Annotated in this window: 17 protein-coding genes; 8 read left to right on the top strand and 9 right to left on the bottom strand. The window is 64.4% G+C overall.

Going from position 1 to position 20,440, the window contains the following annotated elements; translation table 11 throughout:
* The first annotated feature begins 29 nt into the window (after positions 1-29).
* Entirely contained in the window at positions 30-791 is a 762-nt protein-coding gene (locus N7E70_RS12190; RefSeq protein ID WP_263006490.1) for an ABC transporter ATP-binding protein, read from the top strand.
* Positions 792-959: 168 nt separating this feature from the next.
* Complete coding sequence (locus N7E70_RS12185; protein WP_263006489.1) at positions 960-1,481, top strand: hypothetical protein; 522 nt, start codon at positions 960-962, stop codon at positions 1,479-1,481.
* 43 nt (positions 1,482-1,524) lie between these two features.
* Here the strand turns inward: N7E70_RS12185 and N7E70_RS12180 are convergent, their stop codons facing one another.
* The 7 genes from N7E70_RS12180 to N7E70_RS12150 all read right to left on the bottom strand — a co-directional run bounded on the left by N7E70_RS12180 (position 1,525) and on the right by N7E70_RS12150 (position 9,749).
* Positions 1,525-2,124 carry a YdeI/OmpD-associated family protein gene (locus N7E70_RS12180; protein WP_263006488.1) on the bottom strand — a complete coding sequence of 200 codons (600 nt, stop codon included), beginning with the start codon at positions 2,122-2,124 and terminating at the stop codon, positions 1,525-1,527.
* Positions 2,124-3,380 carry a TCR/Tet family MFS transporter gene (locus N7E70_RS12175; RefSeq protein ID WP_263006487.1) on the bottom strand — a complete coding sequence of 419 codons (1,257 nt, stop codon included), beginning with the start codon at positions 3,378-3,380 and terminating at the stop codon, positions 2,124-2,126. Before N7E70_RS12175 ends, N7E70_RS12180 begins: the two co-directional genes overlap by 1 nt.
* Positions 3,381-3,578: 198 nt before the next feature.
* Positions 3,579-4,496 (bottom strand): aldo/keto reductase, encoded by a 918-nt coding sequence (locus N7E70_RS12170; protein WP_263006486.1) that lies wholly within the window; start codon positions 4,494-4,496, stop codon positions 3,579-3,581.
* 14 nt (positions 4,497-4,510) lie between these two features.
* Positions 4,511-5,422 carry a KPN_02809 family neutral zinc metallopeptidase gene (gene ypfJ, locus N7E70_RS12165; RefSeq protein WP_263006485.1) on the bottom strand — a complete coding sequence of 304 codons (912 nt, stop codon included), beginning with the start codon at positions 5,420-5,422 and terminating at the stop codon, positions 4,511-4,513.
* Between the two features lie 117 nt (positions 5,423-5,539).
* Complete coding sequence (locus N7E70_RS12160; RefSeq protein ID WP_263006484.1) at positions 5,540-5,728, bottom strand: hypothetical protein; 189 nt, start codon at positions 5,726-5,728, stop codon at positions 5,540-5,542.
* Positions 5,729-5,843: 115 nt separating this feature from the next.
* Complete coding sequence (locus N7E70_RS12155; RefSeq protein ID WP_263006483.1) at positions 5,844-8,393, bottom strand: AMP-binding protein; 2,550 nt, start codon at positions 8,391-8,393, stop codon at positions 5,844-5,846.
* Between the two features lie 183 nt (positions 8,394-8,576).
* Complete coding sequence (locus N7E70_RS12150) at positions 8,577-9,749, bottom strand: MFS transporter (RefSeq protein ID WP_263006482.1); 1,173 nt, start codon at positions 9,747-9,749, stop codon at positions 8,577-8,579.
* A gap of 148 nt (positions 9,750-9,897) precedes the next feature.
* Between N7E70_RS12150 and N7E70_RS12145 the strand changes: the two genes are divergently transcribed.
* Positions 9,898-10,239, top strand: coding sequence for an ArsR/SmtB family transcription factor (locus N7E70_RS12145; RefSeq protein ID WP_067959756.1), 342 nt, complete (start codon positions 9,898-9,900; stop codon positions 10,237-10,239).
* A 2-nt stretch (positions 10,240-10,241) separates the two neighbouring features.
* Positions 10,242-10,997: a metallophosphoesterase family protein gene (locus N7E70_RS12140; protein WP_263006481.1), complete on the top strand. Its 756-nt coding sequence runs from the start codon at positions 10,242-10,244 to the stop codon at positions 10,995-10,997.
* A gap of 47 nt (positions 10,998-11,044) precedes the next feature.
* On the opposite strand, the gene N7E70_RS12135 is transcribed toward N7E70_RS12140, so the two are convergent.
* Both N7E70_RS12135 and N7E70_RS12130 read right to left on the bottom strand, forming a co-directional pair.
* A complete protein-coding gene (locus N7E70_RS12135; RefSeq protein WP_263006480.1) occupies positions 11,045-13,441 on the bottom strand; it encodes a DNA/RNA non-specific endonuclease in 2,397 nt (798 codons plus the stop codon).
* Between the two features lie 97 nt (positions 13,442-13,538).
* Positions 13,539-14,135, bottom strand: a complete 597-nt coding sequence (locus tag N7E70_RS12130; protein WP_263006479.1) for a TetR/AcrR family transcriptional regulator — start codon at positions 14,133-14,135, stop codon at positions 13,539-13,541.
* Positions 14,136-14,265: 130 nt separating this feature from the next.
* Between N7E70_RS12130 and N7E70_RS12125 the strand changes: the two genes are divergently transcribed.
* The 4 genes from N7E70_RS12125 to N7E70_RS12110 all read left to right on the top strand — a co-directional run bounded on the left by N7E70_RS12125 (position 14,266) and on the right by N7E70_RS12110 (position 20,429).
* Positions 14,266-15,270 carry an NADP-dependent oxidoreductase gene (locus tag N7E70_RS12125; protein WP_263006478.1) on the top strand — a complete coding sequence of 335 codons (1,005 nt, stop codon included), beginning with the start codon at positions 14,266-14,268 and terminating at the stop codon, positions 15,268-15,270.
* A 391-nt stretch (positions 15,271-15,661) separates the two neighbouring features.
* Positions 15,662-19,156 carry a carbamoyl-phosphate synthase large subunit gene (gene carB / locus N7E70_RS12120; protein ID WP_263006477.1) on the top strand — a complete coding sequence of 1,165 codons (3,495 nt, stop codon included), beginning with the start codon at positions 15,662-15,664 and terminating at the stop codon, positions 19,154-19,156.
* A 307-nt stretch (positions 19,157-19,463) separates the two neighbouring features.
* The gene (locus N7E70_RS12115) at positions 19,464-19,838 is read left to right on the top strand and encodes a hypothetical protein (protein ID WP_246340509.1); all 375 of its coding nucleotides are present in this window, start codon (positions 19,464-19,466) and stop codon (positions 19,836-19,838) included.
* 225 nt (positions 19,839-20,063) lie between these two features.
* Complete coding sequence (locus N7E70_RS12110) at positions 20,064-20,429, top strand: hypothetical protein (protein WP_067959738.1); 366 nt, start codon at positions 20,064-20,066, stop codon at positions 20,427-20,429.
* Positions 20,430-20,440: the final 11 nt, after the last annotated feature.

Genomic DNA, 20,440 nt, shown 5'->3' with positions numbered 1-20,440 from the left:
GGCCTGGCCAAAGACATCGGAGAAAAAGCATGACCAGCATCGACAGCGGCCACCGCGGCGAGGTTTCGATCCGCGACCTCTCGAAATCCTTCGCCATCAACGGCCGACCGCTGGCGGTGCTGAAGGGCCTGAACCTCGACATCCGCGCCGGCGAATGCCTTGTCATCGTCGGCGCGTCGGGATCGGGCAAGACCACGCTGCTGCGCGTGCTGGCCGGTCTCGAAGTGGCCGATGGCGGCCGGGTGGCGATCGACGGCGAACCGGTGCATGGCGTCGGCTCCGACCGCGCCGTGATCTTCCAGGAGCCGCGGCTGCTGCCCTGGCTGACGGTGCTCGGCAACGTCGCCTTCAGCCTCGAGGTGCGTGGCGAAAACCGCGCCCGCGCCGAGGAGCGGGCGCGCGACTATATCGGGCTCGTCGGCCTCGGCGACTTCACCGATGCCTATCCCAGGCAACTCTCGGGCGGCATGGCCCAGCGCGTCGGCATCGCCCGCGCGCTGACCGTACAGCCCGAGATCCTTTTGCTCGACGAGCCGCTCGGCGCGCTCGACGCCATCACCATGCAGGAAGAGCTCGCCCGCTTTTGGAGCGAGAAGAACGTGACCATGGTCATGATCACCCACGATCTCGAAGAAGCGGTCTATCTCGCCGACCGGGTGCTGGTGCTGCCCAAGGAGAAGGGTGCCGCCGCCCGCCTGATCGACATCGAGCTGCCCCGCCCGCGCGACCGCAGCGAACCTCGCTTCGTCCGCTATCGAGAGGAATTGCTGTGCGAGTTCGGCCTGCATTGAACGAGGCCAACGTCGCTCTTACACATGGTCGACAGGCCATTCGGCATGTTCGCTACTTTTGCTTCAACACCTTAGAGGCACCCAGAAACTGGGCGTCACCCATAAAAGCTTGCGGAAATATTGTTGCCTGACATCATCTCCGCGACTACGCTCTAGAAGCATTTTTCTATGGGGGTAGAATTGCTTAAGACGACATTTATTGCAGCAACGCTGCTTGCCGGAAGCTCATCGATAGCGCTCGCTTGGGATGCAAACGTTGAAGGCCCGGACGTGTTTGGCGTCACCAAGGTCATAGCAACGGTCGGCGGCCTTCGCGACGGCATGGTCGTTCAATGCGACAGCAAGGAAGACCTATTCGTCGCCTTTATCTTCCGGAAGAAGGAATTCGAGGACGTAACCTCCGGACCGGCGACCCTCTACCTGCAAGGAGCATCAAGTGAGCCGCTCAAACTGCCGGCGGAATTACGCGCCTGGAATGACAACTACGGTGGTGTTGTCGTTTCCGGCAGAGACCCTCAGGTCCTTGCCGCTGTCAAAGAGATCCAGGAGGCGCGCTCGAAGCTGAATGTCGGCTTTGAGGTCGGCGGCAGCCAGAATTCGGCGTCATTCGGCTCCAGAGGTTCGACCAAGGCGATGGAAAAGGTTATCCAGGGCTGCAAGCTCGGCGATTTAACCAAACCGCCAGCGTAGCCGGCCACTAGCGGCAGGCGCCGCATCTACGCATGCGATCCTCTCACTTCTTGCCTTGCGGATAGATCGTTTCGCCACGCTTCAGCATGGCGACGAAGGTCTCGATCTTCTTCTTGCGCCCGGCCTCGGTCTTCATGTTGTGGGTGCGGAAGGCGAGCGCAAAGCGGTTCTGCTCGCTGAGCTTGCCGAGCATTGCTTTCGCCTCCGGCTCGGCATCGATCGCCGCCTGCAGGTCGTGAGGGATCAGCATGTCCTTGCCACTCTTGTAAGCCCGGTCCCAGCGGCCGTCAGCCTTGGCCGCCTCGACCTGCTTCATGCCATGCTCGGTCATCCGCCCCTCGGCGACCAGGCGCGCCACGCTGTCGACATTGATCTGGCTCCAGGTGCCCTTCTTGCCGCGCGGCGAATAGCGTTGCAGGAAACTCCTGCCGTCGAACCCCTTGCGCACGCCGTCTATCCAGCCCCAGCATAAGACGACTTCGATCGCCTCCTTCGGCGTGATCGAGGCCAGCCCCGATCCGACCTTGTGGACCTTGATCCAGACCTCGTCCTGGCTGTCGTGGTTCCTGCTGAGCCAGGCATAAAAGCTGGCGGCGTCAGTGAATTCATGAACCTTGGCGGGATCGACATAGACTGGTGCCATCAGTTGACCTGCTCCGCTTCTACGGCTGCAGCTTTCCTGGCTGCAGGCCGTTCGACCTTGAAAAAGAACACCATCAGCGCCAGACCGATGAAGACCCCGCCGACGGCATAGGGTGCGCCGGCAAATGTCACCGGCGCGCTCGGCCCGGTGAACCAGGCAAAGATGCCGGTGTAGAGCAGCGGCGTGATGATGCTGGTGATCGAAAACAGGCTGGTCATCGCGCCCTGCAACTCGCCCTGCGCATCCGGCGGCACCTTGGCGGCGGCCAGGCTCCTCAGCGGCGGGTCGGCGAGTGCTTCGAGGCAAGTCGCCACGATCACCGCATAGATCATCCAACCCTGCCATGCTGCGGCATAACCGAAGGCAGCGACGGCGGTGAAACCGAGACCGATGGCTGCCGTACGCCACTCGCCCAGCCTGGGGATGACTCTGGGAAGCACCAGTGCCATGACAAGCGCGCCGCCGAGGCCGAACACACCGAGCGAGAAGCCGATCTGCCGTTCGCTCCAGCCATAGCGGTAGCTGCTGACGAAGGACCAGACCGCCGGATACATCATGTGGCCGAGCGCCATCAGGAAGAACACCAGCCCGATCCAGCCGATGCCCTTGTATTTGCGCATCTGCTTCAGCGCGCCGAGCGGATTGGCGCGGCGCCATTCGAAGGCGCGCCGGTTGTGGCGCGCCAGCGTCTCGGGCAGGAAGAACAGGGCCACCAGGAAATTGACGAAGGCAAGTGCTGCGGCACCCCAGAACGGTACGCGCGGCCCGAACTCGCCAAGGAAGCCGCCGAGCACCGGCCCGATGATGAAGCCGACGCCGAAGGCGATGCCGAGCAGGCCGAAATTCTTGGCCCGGTTGTCGTCGTTCGATACGTCGGCGATGAAGGCTGCGGCCGTCGAGTAGCTCGCACCGCTGATGCCGGCGAGCACGCGGCCGACGAACAGCATCGGATAGGACCAGGCGAGCGCGCAGATGGCGTTGTCGATGGCGAATGTCAGTACAGAGGCGAGCAGGATCGGCCGGCGCCCGAAACGATCGCTGAGATTGCCCATCAGCGGCGCAAACAGGAACTGCATCGCCGCATAAACGAAGAAGAGCCAGCCGCCCTCAATCGCCGCCTCGCCGACGCCGACGCCGGTCAGCTCCTGCAGGAAGGCCGGCAGTACCGGCATGATGATGCCGAAGCCGATGATGTCGAGCAGCAATGTGACGAAGACGAGCGCAAGGCCTCGTCTGGCGGTCTTCTCATCAACCATGTCGAACCCACAGGCGCCGCTTCGAGGCCGCGAAGATCAGTCGAGCTGCGCCGGCATTTTGCACCGCGACAGGCGCTCAAATGCCGGCATCGATCCGCCGGGGGCGTGCGGAAACCCTGCTTATAGATCAAGCACTCATCAAGAACAATACGTGAACATATCAATTATCTTCATGCCAGGACGCCATCCGGCGGAACATTACGGGACCGCGCGGCCCTCGCTTGCCTCGAGAATGGCGAACCAGTGCTGGCGGTCGAGCCTAATGTCCAGCGCCTTGACCAGCCCGGCCAGCCGCGCCGCCTTCATCGTGCCCAGCACCGGCACCAGCCGTGCCGGATGTCTGAGCAGCCAGGCAATGGCAATTGTCGAGATGTCGGCGACACCGATCTCCTCGGCGACCGCCCTCAGCGCTGCCCGCACCCTTTGCTCGCGTGCGCCCTCGCCGGTGAACAGCGAACCGCCGCCCAGCGGCGACCAGATCATCGGCGCGTAGCGCAGCCTTTGCGCATGGTCGAGTCGCCCGTCGGTCAGGGCCGAGGTCTCCAGCACCGAATGCTCGATCTGGTTGGTGACGAGCGGGAACGGCAGCCGCGAGGCGAGCAGGTCGAACTGGTCCGGCGTGAAGTTGGACACGCCGACGGCCCGCACCTTACCTGCCGCCACCAGCCGCTCGAAGGCGCGCGCCGTGTCGTCGGCGTCCATCAGCGGATCGGGCCGGTGGATCAGCAAGAGGTCGAGATAGTCGGTGCCAAGGTTGTTCAGCGAACGTTCGACCGAGGCCTCGATATGGGCGGCACCGGTGTCATAATGCTTCAGTCGGTTCTGCGGCCGGTTGGACGAGGCCAGCATGATGCCGCATTTGGAGATCAGCTCGATGCCGGCGCGCCGGCCTTTCCACCGCGCCAGCCCGGCGCCAAACGCCTCCTCGACCGCGTAGCCGCCATAGATGTCGGCATGGTCGAAGCTGGTCAGGCCGAGATCGACTGATGTATCGATCAGCCGTGCAACCTCCTGGGCGCCAGGGTTCTGGCCGTCGAGCAGCCGCCAGGCGCCGAACACCAGCCGCGATAGCGACAGGCCTCCCGGCACCAGTTCGATGCGTGGAGAGACAGTCATCCGATCGGCCATCGTCAGATCGGATTGTTGAAGGTATCGCAGTCCGACAGCTTACCGCTCTTGAAGCCAGCGGCAAACCAGCGCTGACGCTGCTGCGAGGTGCCGTGGTTAAAGCTTTCCGGCACGACATAGCCCTGCATGCGCTTCTGCAGCGTGTCGTCGCCGATCTGCTGGGCAGCGTTCAGCGCCTCTTCGATATCGCCCTGTTCGAGCAGACCCTTCTGGTCGGTGTAGTGGCCCCAGACGCCGGCGAAGCAGTCGGCCTGCAACTCGACGCGCATCGACATCTGGTTGGCGTCGGCCTCGCTCATCTGCTGCCGCATCTGGTTGAACTTGGGCAGAATGCCGGTCAGGTTCTGGACGTGATGGCCGACCTCGTGGGCAATGACATAAGCCTGGGCGAAATCGCCGGCAGCGCCAAACTGCTTGGCCAGCTGGCCGAAGAAGGCGGTGTCGAGATAGACCTTCTGGTCTCCAGGGCAATAGAACGGGCCGGATGCCGAGGAGGCGAAACCGCAGGCCGAGCGCACCTGCCCTGAGAACAGCACCAGCTTCGGTTCCTGGTATTTCAACCCCTCGGCCTGGAAGATGCCGTTCCAGGTGTCTTCGGTCTCGGCCAGCACGGTCGAGACGAACTGGGTCATCTCGTCATTGGCGGGCGCGCCGCCCTCGCTCACCTGGCCGCCGCCGGAGACCGGGCCGCCATCGCCGCCGGCCAGGATCTGCATCGGGTCGATGCCGCAGGCGCGCAACGCAAAAAACAGAATGACAAGGATGATGATGCCGGACAGTCCGCCGCCGCCCGTCGACATGCGCGGGCCCATCGGCAGGCGTCCGCCACCCAGGCCTCCGCCGAGCCCACCACCGCCGCCTTGACCGCGCGTATCCTGGACGTTGTCACTCTGGCGGCGGCCTCTCCAGCGCATAGGCGTATCCCTCGATGTTGTCGCAGCCTCGGCCGCTCACTTGAGACAATTAGCTTAACCCCTGCGGCAAGTCACAGGGTTTTTGCTTGGGCCACCCGCCGGCCCGGCGGCACCAAATCAGCTTTTCTGCTTGCTGCCCGCGCTCTTGCCGTCGGAGCTTTTGGCGCGTTCCTCGAAGCGCTTTTCGCCCTTCGCGAAGTCGTGGCCGGTCCTGGCCTCGACCTTGCGTTCTTCCCTCGCCGCTGCCTTGCGCAGGCCCCTGGCAGCCTCTTTTCCCTTGGCGGTGGGTGCCTGTGTGATCGCCATTGTCGCTTCCTCCCGAAAGCGTCGCGGCATTGCGACGCTCAGGCTAACGCGATCCGGCGGCACTCGTTCCCTGCTTGCACCAGCTCGACCACGCCGTAGACGGCTGAGGGGCGAGCTACTCCGCCGGTATTGCCTGTGCCTCGAGCGCGGCACCCTGGCTGCGTCGGTTGGCCAGCCATGCCGTCAGCAATTTCTGGGAGTGGAACGCAGCGACGCCGGTCAGGACGCCGGTCACGACGCTCAGCGTGGTCAGCACAGGCCACGGCAGCTGGAGTTGCGGCAGCACGAGCTCCGGCACCAGGCGGTGGAACAGGTAGATGTGATATCCGGCCGCCGCCACCGGCAAAGCCAGTGCCGCGACCTGCCGCAGCACTGTGATACGCGGGACGTAGAGCAGCATGGCGACGCAGGCAAGTTGCAGCATGAACTTGACCCAGGAACCGGTCCAGTTGCCGCCCCAATAAGCCATAAACGGGAAGGCCATGGTCGCCATGCCGAGCACCGCCATGCGCTGCCGCGCCGTCTGCGCGTGAAAGGCGCACCAGCCGAAGACAGCGAGATGGAATACGTCCGACACGGTGAAGATCTGCACCGCGCCGACGGCCCAGACCTTTGGCGCCAGGATTTTGATCGCGATGGTGACGACAAGCGCTGTCATTCCCGCTGCGAACGGCCTGGCCGCTACCTGCTTGCGTACTGCCGGCAACGAGAACAATACCGCGACGATCAGCATCACCTGCGCATAGGCTTCGACGAACCAGTAGAGGTAGGGCAGCATGTGTTTGGGATCGAAGATGCCGAGATTGCCCACGAGGAACACCGACGGCCACAGCACCTCGCCGCGTGCGATCGAAAAGCAGGCGACCAGCGGCGCATAGACGGCGAGATTTGTCGTCACCGCGCGCAACAGCCTCGACGTCTCGCCGCGCATCAGCGCCGCACCATGGAACCGCGCCAGGCCATAGCCGACAAGCATCACCAGCGCCGCCGCCCCGCCCGGAATGGGCCACAGTGTGGCGTGGTGCAAAACCACGAGCAGGATCGCCAGCGCCCGCATCAGCATGTCGGTGTCGACGACGCGATGGCTTCCCTTCTGCCTGCCCAGCCGGGCCAGCGCGCCGACCGGCATCTTCTCCCAGCCTTCGGGGATACGGCCGAGCTTGCGCTCCAGCGTCAGCGACAGTTGGACATAGAGCAGCGAATCTCCGCCGAGTGCCTCGAAACTGTCAGCCGGCGTCACCCGTTTGGGGTAGAAGGCCCCACCAAACGCCTCGATGATCCCGGCATCGGCCTTCTGGTTTCGCCGCGCAAGCTGCGCCACCGCCTGGTGGTCGACCTTGCCCGAAGCCAGCCGCGGCAAGGTGTCGACCGCCACCGCGTCGACATGCAGCGCCGTTAGTCCACTCGCTTCGATCATCAGCTTGCAAACATCCTCAGGCGCCTCACCCGACGAAAACGCCGCGACCAGTCGCCGGTCGTCGCCGGTGACCGCCGCCACGACGCCCCGGCTGGCAAGCGCGTGCTCCACCGCCTCGTGGCTGATCCGCAAGCCCGCGATCTTCGACATGCGCTTGAGGCGGCCGACGACGCGGAAGAAGCCGTTCTCGCAACGCTCGGCCAGATCGCCGGTGCGCAGCTCGCCGATCTCGGCGCCGCGCGCCAGGTCGTTGCGGCCGAGCGCATACCCCATCATCACATTCGGCCCGCGATAGACAAGTTCGCCCGCCTCGCTGCAGCCGTCGATCCGGCTCCCGTCCTCATGGGCAAGCGCCAGCTCACCACCCGGAATGACGATGCCGATGCTGTCAGGATTGTCAGCCAGTGCCGCCGGCGGCACATAGGCGATGCGCGCCGTGGCTTCGGTCTGGCCATACATCAGGAACAGCTGCCGTCCCGCGGCTTCGAGCCTGCGCCGGAACGCCTCGGCGAGGCCGGCCGGCATGCGGCCGCCCGCCACCGTCATGAAACGCAGTGACGGCAATTCCTCGGCGCTGAAGCCAGTCTTGTCCATCAGTTCGTAGGAATAGGGCACGCCGCTAATGTTGCTGACACCGGCCGCGCGCAGATCGTCAACAAAGCCTTTGTCGGCCACGCCCTTGGCTGAGACGAACACGCTGGCACCGACTGCCAGATGCGAGTTGAGCACCGAAAGGCCGTAGGAATAATGGAACGGCAGGATCAACGCCGCGCGATCGGCCGGCGCCAGGCCGAGATAACTGGCGATCGCCCGAGCATTGCTCTCGACATTGGTCCGCGACAGCCGGACGAAGCGGCTCCTGCCGGTGCTGCCCGATGTCGCCAAGAGCACGGCCAGGTCGGGATGCAGCGTCTCGCCTGCGTCCTCGCCCTCAACGAGGCGCCAGCGCCCGTCGAACCGTCTGACGCACAAATCGGGGTGAAAGTCCTCTTCGAATGCGTCGAACGCCGCCGCATCGCCAGGCGCAATCAGCGCCACCGCGTGTCCGCCGGCCAGAGCGGCGAGATAAGCGACGATGGCATGCTCGGAATTGGACGCTTCGAGCGCCACGAGCTTGCGCGCCGCGCCGAACTCCGCTGCCATCGCTGCAACGCGGCGCGCCAGTTCGGCATAGCTGATGGCGGCGCGACCCGGAAACACCAGCGCTATCCGCTCGCCAAAACCGGCAAGTCCCTGCAGGAAATCCATTCTTCGCCCGCCCCGCCGCTTCGCTTGCAGCCACATGAACGCGCGAGCCGATAGCGCTATTCCTGATAATTTGCATCAAGAGAACGCAAGGCGGCTAATATATATGTCGCCCGGCGGGCAACATCGGGCTTCGCCGGCCGAGCGCAAGACATGCGCTCGACCGACTGGAATGGCGGGTCAACTCTATCGGGCAGCGGCGAGCCGGATCGACCTGCTGCTCGCCCCAAGCACCGCCAGCGCCACCAGCGGAAAAGCGGCGGCGACGAGGCCGAGGTCGGACGGCCGGGCGAACTCCAGCACGCGGCCGCCGATGACGGTGCCGAAGGCGATGCCGAAATAGAGTGCCGAGGCGTTGAGCGACAGGGTCAGATGCGCGATCTCCGGACTGAAGCCGACGATGCGGCTCGCCTGCGCCGGCGGGAAGGCCCAGCCGATGATGCCCCACGGCACCATCAGCGCAATCAGCACCGGGCCGGCGACATGGTGCGGCAGCAGCTTCAAGGTCAGCGCAATGGCGATGCAGAAGCCCGATGACATCAGGAGCGAGATCACCACCATGCGTGTCGCGCCGATACGGTCCGCGAGATAGCCGCTCGACAGGTTGCCGATGACGGCCCCGACGCCGAAGGCCAAAAGCATGCCTGGAAGGGCTATTTCAGGCAGCCCCGCTCCTTCGAGCGCCAGCGGTGCGATGTACGAAATCACGGTGAATCCGCCGGCGAGATAGAGCAGCGTCACCAGGAGCGAGGGCAGGATGCCGGGCCGGGCAATGGCGGTGAAGCGCTCACTGAGCGTCAACTTGATACCGCGCGAGCCCCGGGGCAGCCGCACCCACAAGATCGCCGCGCAGGAGATGCCAAGCAGTGCAATGGCAACGAAGGTGCCGCGCCAGCCCCACATGGTGGCAATCAACGATCCGACCGGCGCGCCGAGTGCCACTGCAAAGGTCGTGCCTCCGACGACGACCGCGATCGCCCGCGCCCGGTGCTCAGGTCCGGCCAGCGACACGGCGGTTGCCTGGGCAGTCGCAGCATAAAGTCCGGCCGACATGCCCATCACGATCTGCGCGATCAGAAGCCCGGCAAAGGAGCTGCTCATCGCTGCAATGATGTTGCCGGCGACGAACACCAGCATGGTCGCGGCAAGCACCCGGCGACGGTCGATCTCGCCGGCCAGCGCCGACAAGACTGGCGCGCCGATCGCATAGGCAAGCGAGAACGCCATGATCAGGTAACCCGCGAACGGTATCGACACATGCGCGTCGCCGGCGATTGCCGGCAACAGGCTGGAAAACACGAAGCCGACGGTGCTCATGGCGAACGAACCGACCGCCAGCCAGATAAGGCGCTTGTCCATGACAGTGTCCTTAGTTCAAAATATGTTGAACTATTGAACTTATCCCCCCGTCATGTCAATCTGTGTATTCGACCTCTGCTGCCATCCTCATGTCAGCAGCCAGTCCAAAACCTTGAACCGACCAACCAGCACCGTTACCTCTAGAACCATGTCCTTGCCCCATCCAAATCTCGACCAGATCAGCCTTGCCAACGTGCTGTCAGTGCTTGGCGACCAGACCCGCCTCGCCATTGTCGGTTATCTCGCCTGCAACGAGGGTCTGGCGGTGAGCTGCGGCCAGTTTTCCGAGTTCGGCTCCAAGACGAACCTGTCCTACCATCTGGCCAAGCTGCGCGAGGCCGGCATCACCCACACTGAGGTGGCAGGTACCAGCCGGCTGATCTCGTTGCGCCGCGCCGATCTCGACAGCCGCTTCCCCGGCCTGCTCGATTCGATCATCACCGCGGCCCAGGAACTCCCCGCACTCGAGCGCCTCCGCGACGAGGCCTGAGCATGCGCATTGCCGTCATCGCCGACATCCATGGCAACATCCTTGCACTGGAGGCTGTCATCGCCGACCTCGCCCGGCGCGGCGGCGCCGATGTCGTCGTCAATCTCGGCGATCTCGTCTCCGGTCCGCTCTGGCCCAGCGAAACGGCAGAGACGCTGCAGGCCCTTGGCTGGCCGACCGTGCGTGGCAACCATGACCGCCGCGTCGCCACCGACGCGCTCTCCGACATGGGCCCGTCCGACCGCTTCGCCTATGATCGCCTGACGCCAGCCCAGCGTGACTGGATGAAGGCGATGCCGCTGACCTTGGAGAGCGCTCCGTCGGTTCTCGCCTTCCACGCCCGCCCCGATCACGACGAGCGCTATCTCTCCGAGGTCATCGATGAAGGCCAGCTCATCCGCGCGCCGCTGAAAGTCATCGAAAGCCGCCTCCGGCAGGTCGACCCCAAATATCGGCTGCTGCTCGCCGGCCACAGCCACCGTGCCGATCTCGTCCAGCTCTCCGGCGGGCGTCTTCTGTTCAATCCCGGCAGCGTCGGCGCCCCAGCCTATGACGACGACACTGCGCCTGCCCATGTCTCCGAGCAGGGCTCGCCGCTGGCGCGCTATGGCCTCGTCGAACTCGACGCTGCCGGCATTGTCACCAGTGTCGATGCGCTTGCAGTGACCTATGACTATGAAGCCGCAGCCCACCGCGCCGTCGAGGGCGGCCGCCCGGAATGGGCTCATGCCTTGCGCACCGGCTTCATGCCGGACTGATCCGGCAGTTCGCCGCCACTATCGGCTCTAGCTCCCGGCTGACTGGCCTATTTCCTACGCCGGCCCGGCTTCGACGTCTTCTTGACGCCACCCGAGCGCGCCGGCTTCGTCGCCGGTTTGAGCGCGCCGTCCCTTGCCAAATCCTTCGGCTCCAGTGTCAGCGCCGGCCTGCCGATCGCCTCTTGCCCGGCGCGGACGTCGGCAGCACGCAGCGTGTCGCCGAAATCAAGCCCGGTAAGGCTCTCGACATGAGCGACGGTCGTCAGGAACTCCGACACCCGCGCCAGTTCCTCGGCATCGCCAAACGCCTCCGCCATGCCTTCGGGCATCACTTCGATCAGCGGCCCCTGGTCGGCGAGCAGTGCTATCGCGCGCAGGTCGTTGCCGTCGTTCCACGCCGCGATTTTCCAGAATTTCAGCGGCACCTTGCTTTCGAAACGATAGGGCGGGTCGCTGTCGGCGAACACCGGCCCGGCAAACACTGTCACCCTTTGGCGCATTGTCACCGCGTTGCGCAGCACATAGGTCTCGACCGCCCGCCAACGCAGCTTGCCTTTCGAGCCCGGCCGGTTGAGCGCGCCGCCCTGGTTGAAGAAGCCGAGCTGGGGCGCCGCATTTGTGTAAAAGAACGTGTCGCGCTCGGCCGCCACCGCCTCCGCGTCGGTGCCCCAGGCCGGATCGCCGCGCAAGGTGATATGGCCTTTCTGGAAGATCCGCGCCTTGCGTTCGTTCGAGGTGGCGATCGGAAACCCAGCCACTTTCTGCGCGTCATAGAAGGGCTTGTTCATCTGCTCTTCCAGAAGCACGCGGCGGTCGGGCCGGAAGTCATCGCTGGCTTCCGCCCCGCCGATCGACTCGATGCCAAGCTCGCTCAGGCTTGGATCCTCGGTCACCGTCTTGTCGTCGCGGTTGACCGCCTTGATGCGGGATCCGTCGATGTTGCAGGCGGTGAAGTATGCCAGCCGCCGTTCGGCGTTCATGACCACCGAAAAATGGTGGTAGGGCAACTCGAACGGATCGTCGCCCGGCTTGGCCAACAGGTTTTTGGCCGCTCGCCCCGGCGCGCCGTCATGCTTGGGCAGCGGCAACACGAAACCTGGCACGAAGCCCGGCTCGTAGCCGCCGCGATCGTCGAAATTCTCGGTCTTCCAGCTCGCCGCCTCGGCACCCGGACGGGCCGTCCCGACATCGCCGGATTTCGGCGCGGCGCCAGTCGATACCTTCGCCATCAAAGGCGCGCGTACGCTGATCTCGATCGGGAATGTCCATGTCACCGAGCCATCGTCGCCCAGCCGAGCCTTGGGCTCGCCATCGCCGGCCGACGCCACGGCCTGCGCCTTGCCTGATTTCGCCACCGCCCTGTCCGGTTCTTCCACGCCCTCCGGCACCGGCTGCAGCTTCAGACGGCCCGCCTCTTCCCAGACGTCGAGCAGTTGCGTCACCGCCGCCCGGCTGCGGGCGTCCATGCCGGCTAGCCGCGTTTCCAGGTCGTTGACGATGGCGCTGATGCGGATGCCCTCGTTGATCTCCTTGGCCAGCGGCTTGCCGTCGGTGCCCATCACCTCGTGCCAAGGCCCACCCCAGTGATGCAGGGCGATCGGCTCCCATTCGTTGTTGAAGACCGGCGAGCCTGACGAGCCCTGCTCGGTGTCGGCGACATAGTGCAACACGTGCAGCGTCTCGTCGCGCGCCACGAGATGGTTCTCGCGCAGTACCAGCTCCTTGTGCCGGCCATCGGGATGCTGCACGACATTGGCGATCTCGCCCAGCATATGCTTGTCGCCGGCGCTGGACAGCACCAGGAAGCCGAACTCGTCGAGCGCGCGCGGGCCGCGCCGGCGCTGGCCGATGCCGATCAGCGTGTAGTCGAGCCCGTCAATGTCATCGGTGACGAAGCACAGCTCCGGATCGAGGAAGAACGACGTCGGCTGCCTGAGTTCATTGAACTTGTCGCGCTCATAGTCGAACTGCACCTGGAACCGGGCAGCGTCGGCGGCCGTCTGTATGACGTGGTGGTTGGTCAAAAACAGGTTCGGCCCGACAAGGAAGCCCGTGCCCTGTGGCATCTCGTTGAGAAAGGCGACCCGGCCAACGGCATCGGCGGCACGGCGGCCGCGCTCCAGAAAGGCAACGCCGACAAAATCCAGCGTCGATCCCTGGATCGCTTCCGGTCCCATCGGCTTGGCGGCAGCCATCGCAGGCTTGCGTCCGGCCTTTGCCGGCTCGGCAACAGTCTCGATCGCCGTCGAGATCATCTCGGCCTGTTCACGGGTCAACTCGGCCTTGACCTGCAGCCGCTCGACGCGGCGTCGGCGCTCGGGCTCCGCCGCCAGCGGATTGCCCTCGGCGATGCGCGCCAGCGACGTGTCTATTTCAGGTCTGCTTTTCTTCAACCGTTCACGAACGACACGTTCAACTTCACCGAAGGTCTGGATATCAACCATGCCCGCCCCCTTTGTTGAAGACCCCAAGTATAACTTGAGAGCCTACGCGGAGGTAGCGACGTTTTGTTGACAGCCTTTACGGGCAATATGCCTGAAATCAGCGGCGAAACCGCTCCAGCGTCGCCGTGAACAGCTCGGTCAACGCTGCAACGGCATCGTCATATGAGATACGCCCGGCCGCCGTATCACGCGACACGGCCTCGGCCGCCCCGAGAAGTCCCGACAAGACAGGTTCGCCGATATCGGCGGGCAGATCGACGAAGCGCGAAACCGCATCGCGATATTCCTTGAGATAACCATTGCGCAGCGTCTGGCGAAACTCGTCCATCTCCTCCGTGCCCGATAGTGCCGCGAACACCGCGCCCGCTTCGGGACCTGCCCGGCTGGCGCAGCGCACATAGGCCTCGCCCAGGATGCCTGCCACGTCGCGCAGTGTCTTGCCGCAGCTGGCAAGCGCCTCACGCTGCGTCTCCAGCTGCAGCTCGTTATAGGAAGAAAACAGCGCCATCAGTAGCCCCGCCCTGGTGCCGAAATGCTCATAGGCGATCGGCTTGCTCACCCCTGCCCGTTCGGCGACCCGGGCGAGCGTCAGCGCGTCGGTGCCCTCCGCGCGCACCATCTCCTGGGCCGCTTCCAGCAACTGCGCACGCCGTTCGGCCTTCGGCAGTTTTTTCGTCGAACTTGCAGTCGTCATCGCCGTCACATCCGGTCCGAAATTTTTCGGCCCGTGGCTTGAACATCGCCACACGCCACATATGTTACCACTAGTAACTTACAAAGAGTAAGCTACACATGGTAGATGCCTACACATATAGGGGAAATCAATGTCCATTGCAGCCCGTGAAATCCACCTGAAGAGCCGCCCGTCCGGTTTGCCGGGTGCCGACAATTTCCAACTCGTCGAACGCAACCTGCCGGCTCCCGCCACGGGCCAATTGCTGGTCAAGACGCTGTTCATGTCGGTCGACCCCTACATGCGTGGCCGCATGACCGACAGGCCGAGCTACATCGCCCCCTTCGAGATCGGCCAGCCACTTGAAGGCTCCGCTGTCGGTGTCGTCGAGCTATCAGCCCATCCGTACTTCAAGGCCGGCGACCTGGTCAGCCACTTCTCCGGCTGGCGCGACCACGTGCTTGTCGATGCCGCGACCGCAAACAGGATCGACGCCTCCAAGGCGCCGGCCGAAGCCTGGCTCGGCCCGTTGGGCATCCCCGGCCATACCGCCTATGTCGGCCTGCTCCGGATCGCCGGGCTCAAGGCAGGCGAAACCGTCTTCATCTCGGCCGCTGCCGGTGCTGTCGGTTCGATGGCCGTGCAGATCGCCAAGCTCAAGGGGGCCCGTGTCGTCGCATCCGTAGGCTCCGAAGAAAAGGCTAGCTGGGTCAAGGAACTCGGCGCCGACGCCGTCATCAACTACCGCACAGCGGGCGACCTGACAAAGGCGCTGAGGAAAGCCGCGCCCGAAGGCATCGACGTCTATTTCGACAATGTCGGCGGCGACCATCTCAGGGCGGCGCTCGAAGCGGCCAAGCCCCGAGCCCGCTTCGCGATCTGCGGCATGATCTCGGGCTACAATGACGAAAAGCCCGTTCCCGGCCCCGACAATCTCGCCGAAATGGTCATCAAGAGCATCAGCATGCGCGGTTTCCTGGTGCTGGATCACTTCGACATCCTGCCTGAATTCATCGCCGACATGGCCGGCTGGCTGGCCGATGGCCGCGTGACCTATCGCGACACGGTCGTCTCTGGTCTCGAAAACGCGCCCCAGGCCTTCATCGGGCTCTTCTCCGGCGAGAACCTCGGCAAGATGCTGGTCAAGCTCGCCTGACCTCGGGCGGCGGGTTCGCTCGCTGTCTTCCCTTTCCGATCGGCGTGTGCCCGAATGGCAAAGCACAAGCCCGGCCTCCAAGCCGACTGGGCGATCCAGCACTTAGGGGCATTCGACGCCAGCTTCACGGAGGCGAGGTAGGCAAAAAAGCACTCCAAACGGGCAGTCGCTGTCGTCAGCGGCTGCCCTTCCGTTATCCGAACATGCCTTGCGCGCAACCGACGCGCATCAAAGCCGCATCCCGGCACAGGAAAAGCATTTTTTGGGGTTCCCCCCTCCCCAACCTTCCCCTATAAGGCGCGCCTAGCCTCTAGTTGACTCTCTCTTGCGCACCGGCCGGGATTCTCCCGTCCCGGTTCTTCGCGCAGGCATATCTTACGGACCGTACACAATGGCAAAACGCACCGACATCAAGTCCATCCTGATCATCGGCGCCGGTCCCATTGTCATCGGCCAGGCCTGCGAGTTCGACTATTCCGGCACCCAGGCCTGCAAGGCGCTGAAGGAAGAGGGTTACCGGGTCATCCTGGTCAACTCCAACCCGGCGACGATCATGACCGATCCGGAACTGGCGGATGCCACCTACATCGAGCCGATCACGCCCGAAGTCGTCGCCAAGATCATCGCCAAGGAGCGCCCCGACGCGCTGCTGCCGACCATGGGCGGCCAGACCGCGCTGAACACCGCGCTTTCGCTGCGCCGCATGGGCGTGCTCGAGCGCTACAATGTCGAGATGATCGGCGCCGACGCGCACGCCATCGACAAGGCCGAGGATCGCTCGCTGTTCCGCGAAGCCATGGCCAAGATCGGCCTGGAAACCCCACGCTCGATGCTGGCCAACGCCTCCGACGTCAAGGACGCCGACCGCAAGAAGCACGAAGCCGAGCGCGCCGCCCTCAAGGCCGAGGCGCCCGCCAATCTCGACGCAGCCCTCGACGCGCTCGAAACCCAGTGGAACCTCGGCGAAGGCGACCGCAAGCAGCGTTACATCAACCATGGCATGGCGATAGCCGCCCAGGCACTCGACCACGTCGGCCTGCCCGCCATCATCCGCCCGTCCTTCACCATGGGCGGCACCGGCGGCGGCATCGCCTTCAACCGTCAGGAATTCTTCGACATCGTCCAGAGCGGACTCGATGCCTCCCCCACCACCGAGGTGCTGATCGAGGAATCGGTGCTCGGCTGGAAGGAATACGAGATGGAGGTCGTGCGCGATCGCGCCGACAACTGCATCATCATCTGCTCGATCGAGAACATCGATCCGATGGGCGTGCACACCGGCGACTCGATCACGGTGGCCCCGGCGCTGACGCTGACGGACAAAGAGTACCAGATCATGCGCAACGCCTCGATCGCGGTGCTGCGCGAGATCGGCGTCGAGACGGGCGGCTCCAACGTCCAGTTCGCCGTCAATCCGGCCGACGGCCGCCTCGTCGTCATCGAGATGAACCCGCGCGTCTCGCGCTCTTCGGCACTCGCCTCCAAGGCGACCGGCTTCCCGATCGCCAAGATCGCGGCCAAGCTCGCCGTCGGCTACACGCTCGATGAGCTTGAAAACGACATCACCGGCGGCGCCACGCCCGCGTCGTTCGAGCCGTCGATCGACTACGTCGTCACCAAGATCCCGCGCTTCGCCTTCGAGAAGTTCCCCGGCGCCTCGCCCGTGCTGACCACCGCCATGAAGTCGGTCGGCGAGGTCATGGCGATCGGCCGCACTTTCCAGGAATCGCTGCAGAAGGCTTTGCGTGGCCTCGAAACCGGCCTTACCGGCCTCGACGAGATCGAGATCCCCGGCATCGGCACCGACGGCGACAGCGGCGACGACCGCAACGCCATCCGTGCTGCCTTGGGCACGCCGACGCCCGACCGCCTGCGCATGGTTGCCCAGGCGATCCGCATGGGCACCTCGCTCGAAGACGTGCACGCCATGTGCAAGATCGACCCGTGGTTCCTTGAGCAGATATCAGGCATCATTGCGATGGAAGCACGCGTCCGCGAGCACGGCCTGCCTGGGGATGCCGAGAACCTGCGCATGCTGAAGTCGATGGGTTTTTCGGACGCCCGCCTCGCCTCGCTCACCAAGACCGAGGCCGAAGCCGTTCAAAAGCAACGCCAGAAGCTCGGCGTCCACCCGGTCTACAAGCGCATCGACACCTGCGCCGCCGAGTTCGCCTCGCCGACGGCCTACATGTACTCGTCCTATGAGCTGCCCTTCGCTGGCGCTGTGGCCGACGAGGCCCAGGTCTCCGACCGTAAGAAGGTGGTCATCCTGGGCGGCGGCCCCAACCGTATCGGCCAGGGCATCGAGTTCGACTATTGCTGCGTCCATGCCGCCTATGCACTGCGCGAGGCAGGCTACGAGTCGATCATGGTCAACTGCAATCCAGAGACCGTCTCGACCGACTACGACACCTCAGATCGCCTGTATTTCGAGCCGCTGACGGCGGAAGACGTGCTCGAGATCCTGCGCGCCGAACAGGCCGCCGGCACCCTGCATGGCGTCATCGTCCAGTTTGGCGGCCAGACGCCGCTCAAGCTCGCGGATGCGCTTGAAAAAGCCGGCATCCCGATCCTCGGCACCTCGCCCGACGCCATCGACCTCGCCGAGGACCGTGACCGCTTTCAGAAGCTCTTGCACAAGCTCGACCTGAAGCAGCCCAAGAACGGCATCGCCTATTCCGTCGAGCAGGCCCGCACCGTTGCCGGCGAGCTCGGCTTCCCGCTGGTCGTGCGCCCGTCCTACGTGCTCGGCGGCCGCGCCATGCAGATCATCCACAATGAGGGCATGCTGCAGTCCTATTTGCTCGACACCGTGCCGGGCCTGGTGCCCGAGGACATCAAGCAGAAGTACCCCAACGACAAGACCGGCCAGATCAACACACTGCTCGGCAAGAACCCGCTTTTGTTCGACACCTATCTCTCCGGGGCCATCGAGGTCGACGTCGACTGCCTCTGCGACGGCAAGACGACCTATGTCTCGGGAATCATGGAGCATATCGAGGAAGCCGGCATCCACTCGGGCGACTCGGCCTGCTCACTGCCGGTCCACTCGCTGCCGTCCGACCTCGTCGACGAGCTCGAGCGCCAGACTTCGGCCATGGCGCGCGCGCTCAATGTCGGCGGCCTGATGAACGTGCAATATGCCATCAAGGACGGCACCATCTATGTGCTGGAAGTGAACCCGCGAGCGTCGCGCACCGTGCCCTTCGTGGCCAAAACCGTCGGCAAGCCGATCGCCAAGATCGCCGCCCGCATCATGTCGGGCGAGAGCCTCGACGAGGCCTTTGCCCACTATGGCGAAAAGCCCGATGCCCGCAATCCCGGCCACATCGCGGTCAAGGAAGCGGTGTTCCCGTTTGCCCGCTTCCCCGGCGTCGACATCCTGCTCGGGCCTGAGATGAAGTCGACCGGCGAGGTCATGGGCCTCGACCGCGACTACGCGCTCGCCTTCGCCAAGGCTCAGCTCGGTGCCGGAGTCGACCTGCCGCGCTCGGGCACGCTGTTCGTCTCGGTCCGCGACGAGGACAAGGCCGGCATCCTCGGCGCCGTCCAGCGCCTGTCCGGCCTCGGCTTCAAGGTGCTGGCAACCTCGGGCACCGCGCGCTTCCTCAATGAAAACGGCGTGCCGGCCGAGAAGATCAACAAGGTGCTCGAAGGCCGCCCTCACATCGAGGACGCCATCCGCAACCGCCAGATCCAGATCGTCTTCAACACCACCGATGGCCAGAAGGCAGTCTCGGACTCGAAGTCGATCCGCCGCGCCACACTGATGCAGAAGGTGCCTTACTACACCACCCTGTCGGGTGCTGCCGCCGTCGCCGAGGCCATCGCCGCGCTGAAGGCCGGCTCGCTCGAAGTGCGTCCACTGCAGGATTACTTCAAGTAAAAGCCAGGACGTCGCCACAGCTTCTCTTCTCCCCGTTTACGGGGAGAAGATGCCGGCAGGCAGATGAGGGGCAGCGCAAACGCTGGCACACTTGCCATGTGGCGCATTCAGCTGCAGGGCAGAAGAAGAGCTTCACCGGCGCATAACCAGCCCGGGGCGTCCTGCGGCTTCCTGCCGGCAAAGCACTACGGCAGAACTGAAATACGCAGGCGTCGTCTTAACGAAACTGCTTGAATTGCCTCGCCCCACCTTCCCACCCGCATAGATTGCAGCTAACTCTTCACCATCAGGTGGGGAGTATTTGCGAATGAAACTGAAAACTATGCGGCTGGCGCTGGCACCGGTGCTGGCGGGACTTCTGGTTGCGGCCGTACCGGTCGCGGCAATGGCCAAGGACAAGGGCTCGCTGGCCGGCAACGAAGGCAAGAAGCGGTACGCGGCGCAGTTCGGGAACACGACTGGTCCATGCAAGGACGGTTATAAGAAGTATGTCGCCGCCCCCGGCCACTCGGCCTATGCCCAGACGCATCTTGGCGCCGTCGAAGCCTTTTACTGCGGCGCTTCCCTTAACGCGCCGTCCCAGGCAGCAGCCGAAAAGCAAGCGTTAGAGCGCTGCAATTCGGTCGGCAAGAAGTACAAGATGAAAACCACCGGCAACTGCGCCATTTACGCTTCGAAGTGAGAGGCCGGACTTACCCTCCCCCTTGTGGGGAGGGTCGATCCGCGACGCGGATCGGGGTGGGGGTGGTCGAAGAAGCGCACGCCGCCCACAGACTGGCACCGCGCCAGACCTCGCCTGCTGTCTGAACAGCCGTTCGGCGAAACCACCCTCGGAAGCCCGTCACCTCACCCCCTCGTCATCCCACCCCCATCCGGCTACCCTGCCCCGCCAGCCAGGAATCGCCGCATGCCATACGCCTACGACCCGTTCGACGAGATCCGCCGCGAGGCATCCGGTGTCAGCCTGATCCCGCCACAGGTGGTCGCCGACAACGCCGCCAGGGGACTCGTATTGAGAAGGCAGTTCGGCCGCGGCGGCACAGAGATCGGCGTCGGCCGCGCCGAGGAGCTTGTCGCCCGTACCGAGCTTACGCCCCATACCATCAAGCGCATGGTCAGCTACTTCGCCCGCCACGAGGTCGACAAGCGCGGCAAGAATTTTGGCAACGAGCAGAACCCGTCAGCCGGCTACATCGCCTGGCTGCTCTGGGGAGGGGATGAAGGGCGCGCTTGGGCTCTGGAGATGAAACGCGCTATCGCTGATCAGGCGTAATGCTGCTCGAT

The sequence above is a fragment of the Aminobacter sp. NyZ550 genome, assembly GCF_025628925.2.
Taxonomy (GTDB): domain Bacteria; phylum Pseudomonadota; class Alphaproteobacteria; order Rhizobiales; family Rhizobiaceae; genus Aminobacter; species Aminobacter ciceronei.
This window is presented reverse-complemented; position numbering and strand designations above follow the sequence as displayed.

Excerpts from the sequence above, each read along its gene's own strand:
- N7E70_RS12190 (WP_263006490.1), top strand. The coding sequence starts at position 30 with ATGACCAGCATCGACAGCGGCCACCGCGGCGAGGTTTCGATCCGCGAC.
- N7E70_RS12185 (WP_263006489.1), top strand. The coding sequence starts at position 960 with ATGGGGGTAGAATTGCTTAAGACGACATTTATTGCAGCAACGCTGCTT.
- N7E70_RS12180 (WP_263006488.1), bottom strand. The coding sequence starts at position 2,124 with ATGGCACCAGTCTATGTCGATCCCGCCAAGGTTCATGAATTCACTGAC.
- N7E70_RS12175 (WP_263006487.1), bottom strand. The coding sequence starts at position 3,380 with ATGGTTGATGAGAAGACCGCCAGACGAGGCCTTGCGCTCGTCTTCGTC.
- N7E70_RS12170 (WP_263006486.1), bottom strand. The coding sequence starts at position 4,496 with ATGACTGTCTCTCCACGCATCGAACTGGTGCCGGGAGGCCTGTCGCTA.
- ypfJ (WP_263006485.1), bottom strand. The coding sequence starts at position 5,422 with ATGCGCTGGAGAGGCCGCCGCCAGAGTGACAACGTCCAGGATACGCGC.
- N7E70_RS12160 (WP_263006484.1), bottom strand. The coding sequence starts at position 5,728 with ATGGCGATCACACAGGCACCCACCGCCAAGGGAAAAGAGGCTGCCAGG.
- N7E70_RS12155 (WP_263006483.1), bottom strand. The coding sequence starts at position 8,393 with ATGGATTTCCTGCAGGGACTTGCCGGTTTTGGCGAGCGGATAGCGCTG.
- N7E70_RS12150 (WP_263006482.1), bottom strand. The coding sequence starts at position 9,749 with ATGGACAAGCGCCTTATCTGGCTGGCGGTCGGTTCGTTCGCCATGAGC.
- N7E70_RS12145 (WP_067959756.1), top strand. The coding sequence starts at position 9,898 with ATGTCCTTGCCCCATCCAAATCTCGACCAGATCAGCCTTGCCAACGTG.
- N7E70_RS12140 (WP_263006481.1), top strand. The coding sequence starts at position 10,242 with ATGCGCATTGCCGTCATCGCCGACATCCATGGCAACATCCTTGCACTG.
- N7E70_RS12135 (WP_263006480.1), bottom strand. The coding sequence starts at position 13,441 with ATGGTTGATATCCAGACCTTCGGTGAAGTTGAACGTGTCGTTCGTGAA.
- N7E70_RS12130 (WP_263006479.1), bottom strand. The coding sequence starts at position 14,135 with ATGACGACTGCAAGTTCGACGAAAAAACTGCCGAAGGCCGAACGGCGT.
- N7E70_RS12125 (WP_263006478.1), top strand. The coding sequence starts at position 14,266 with ATGTCCATTGCAGCCCGTGAAATCCACCTGAAGAGCCGCCCGTCCGGT.
- carB (WP_263006477.1), top strand. The coding sequence starts at position 15,662 with ATGGCAAAACGCACCGACATCAAGTCCATCCTGATCATCGGCGCCGGT.
- N7E70_RS12115 (WP_246340509.1), top strand. The coding sequence starts at position 19,464 with ATGAAACTGAAAACTATGCGGCTGGCGCTGGCACCGGTGCTGGCGGGA.
- N7E70_RS12110 (WP_067959738.1), top strand. The coding sequence starts at position 20,064 with ATGCCATACGCCTACGACCCGTTCGACGAGATCCGCCGCGAGGCATCC.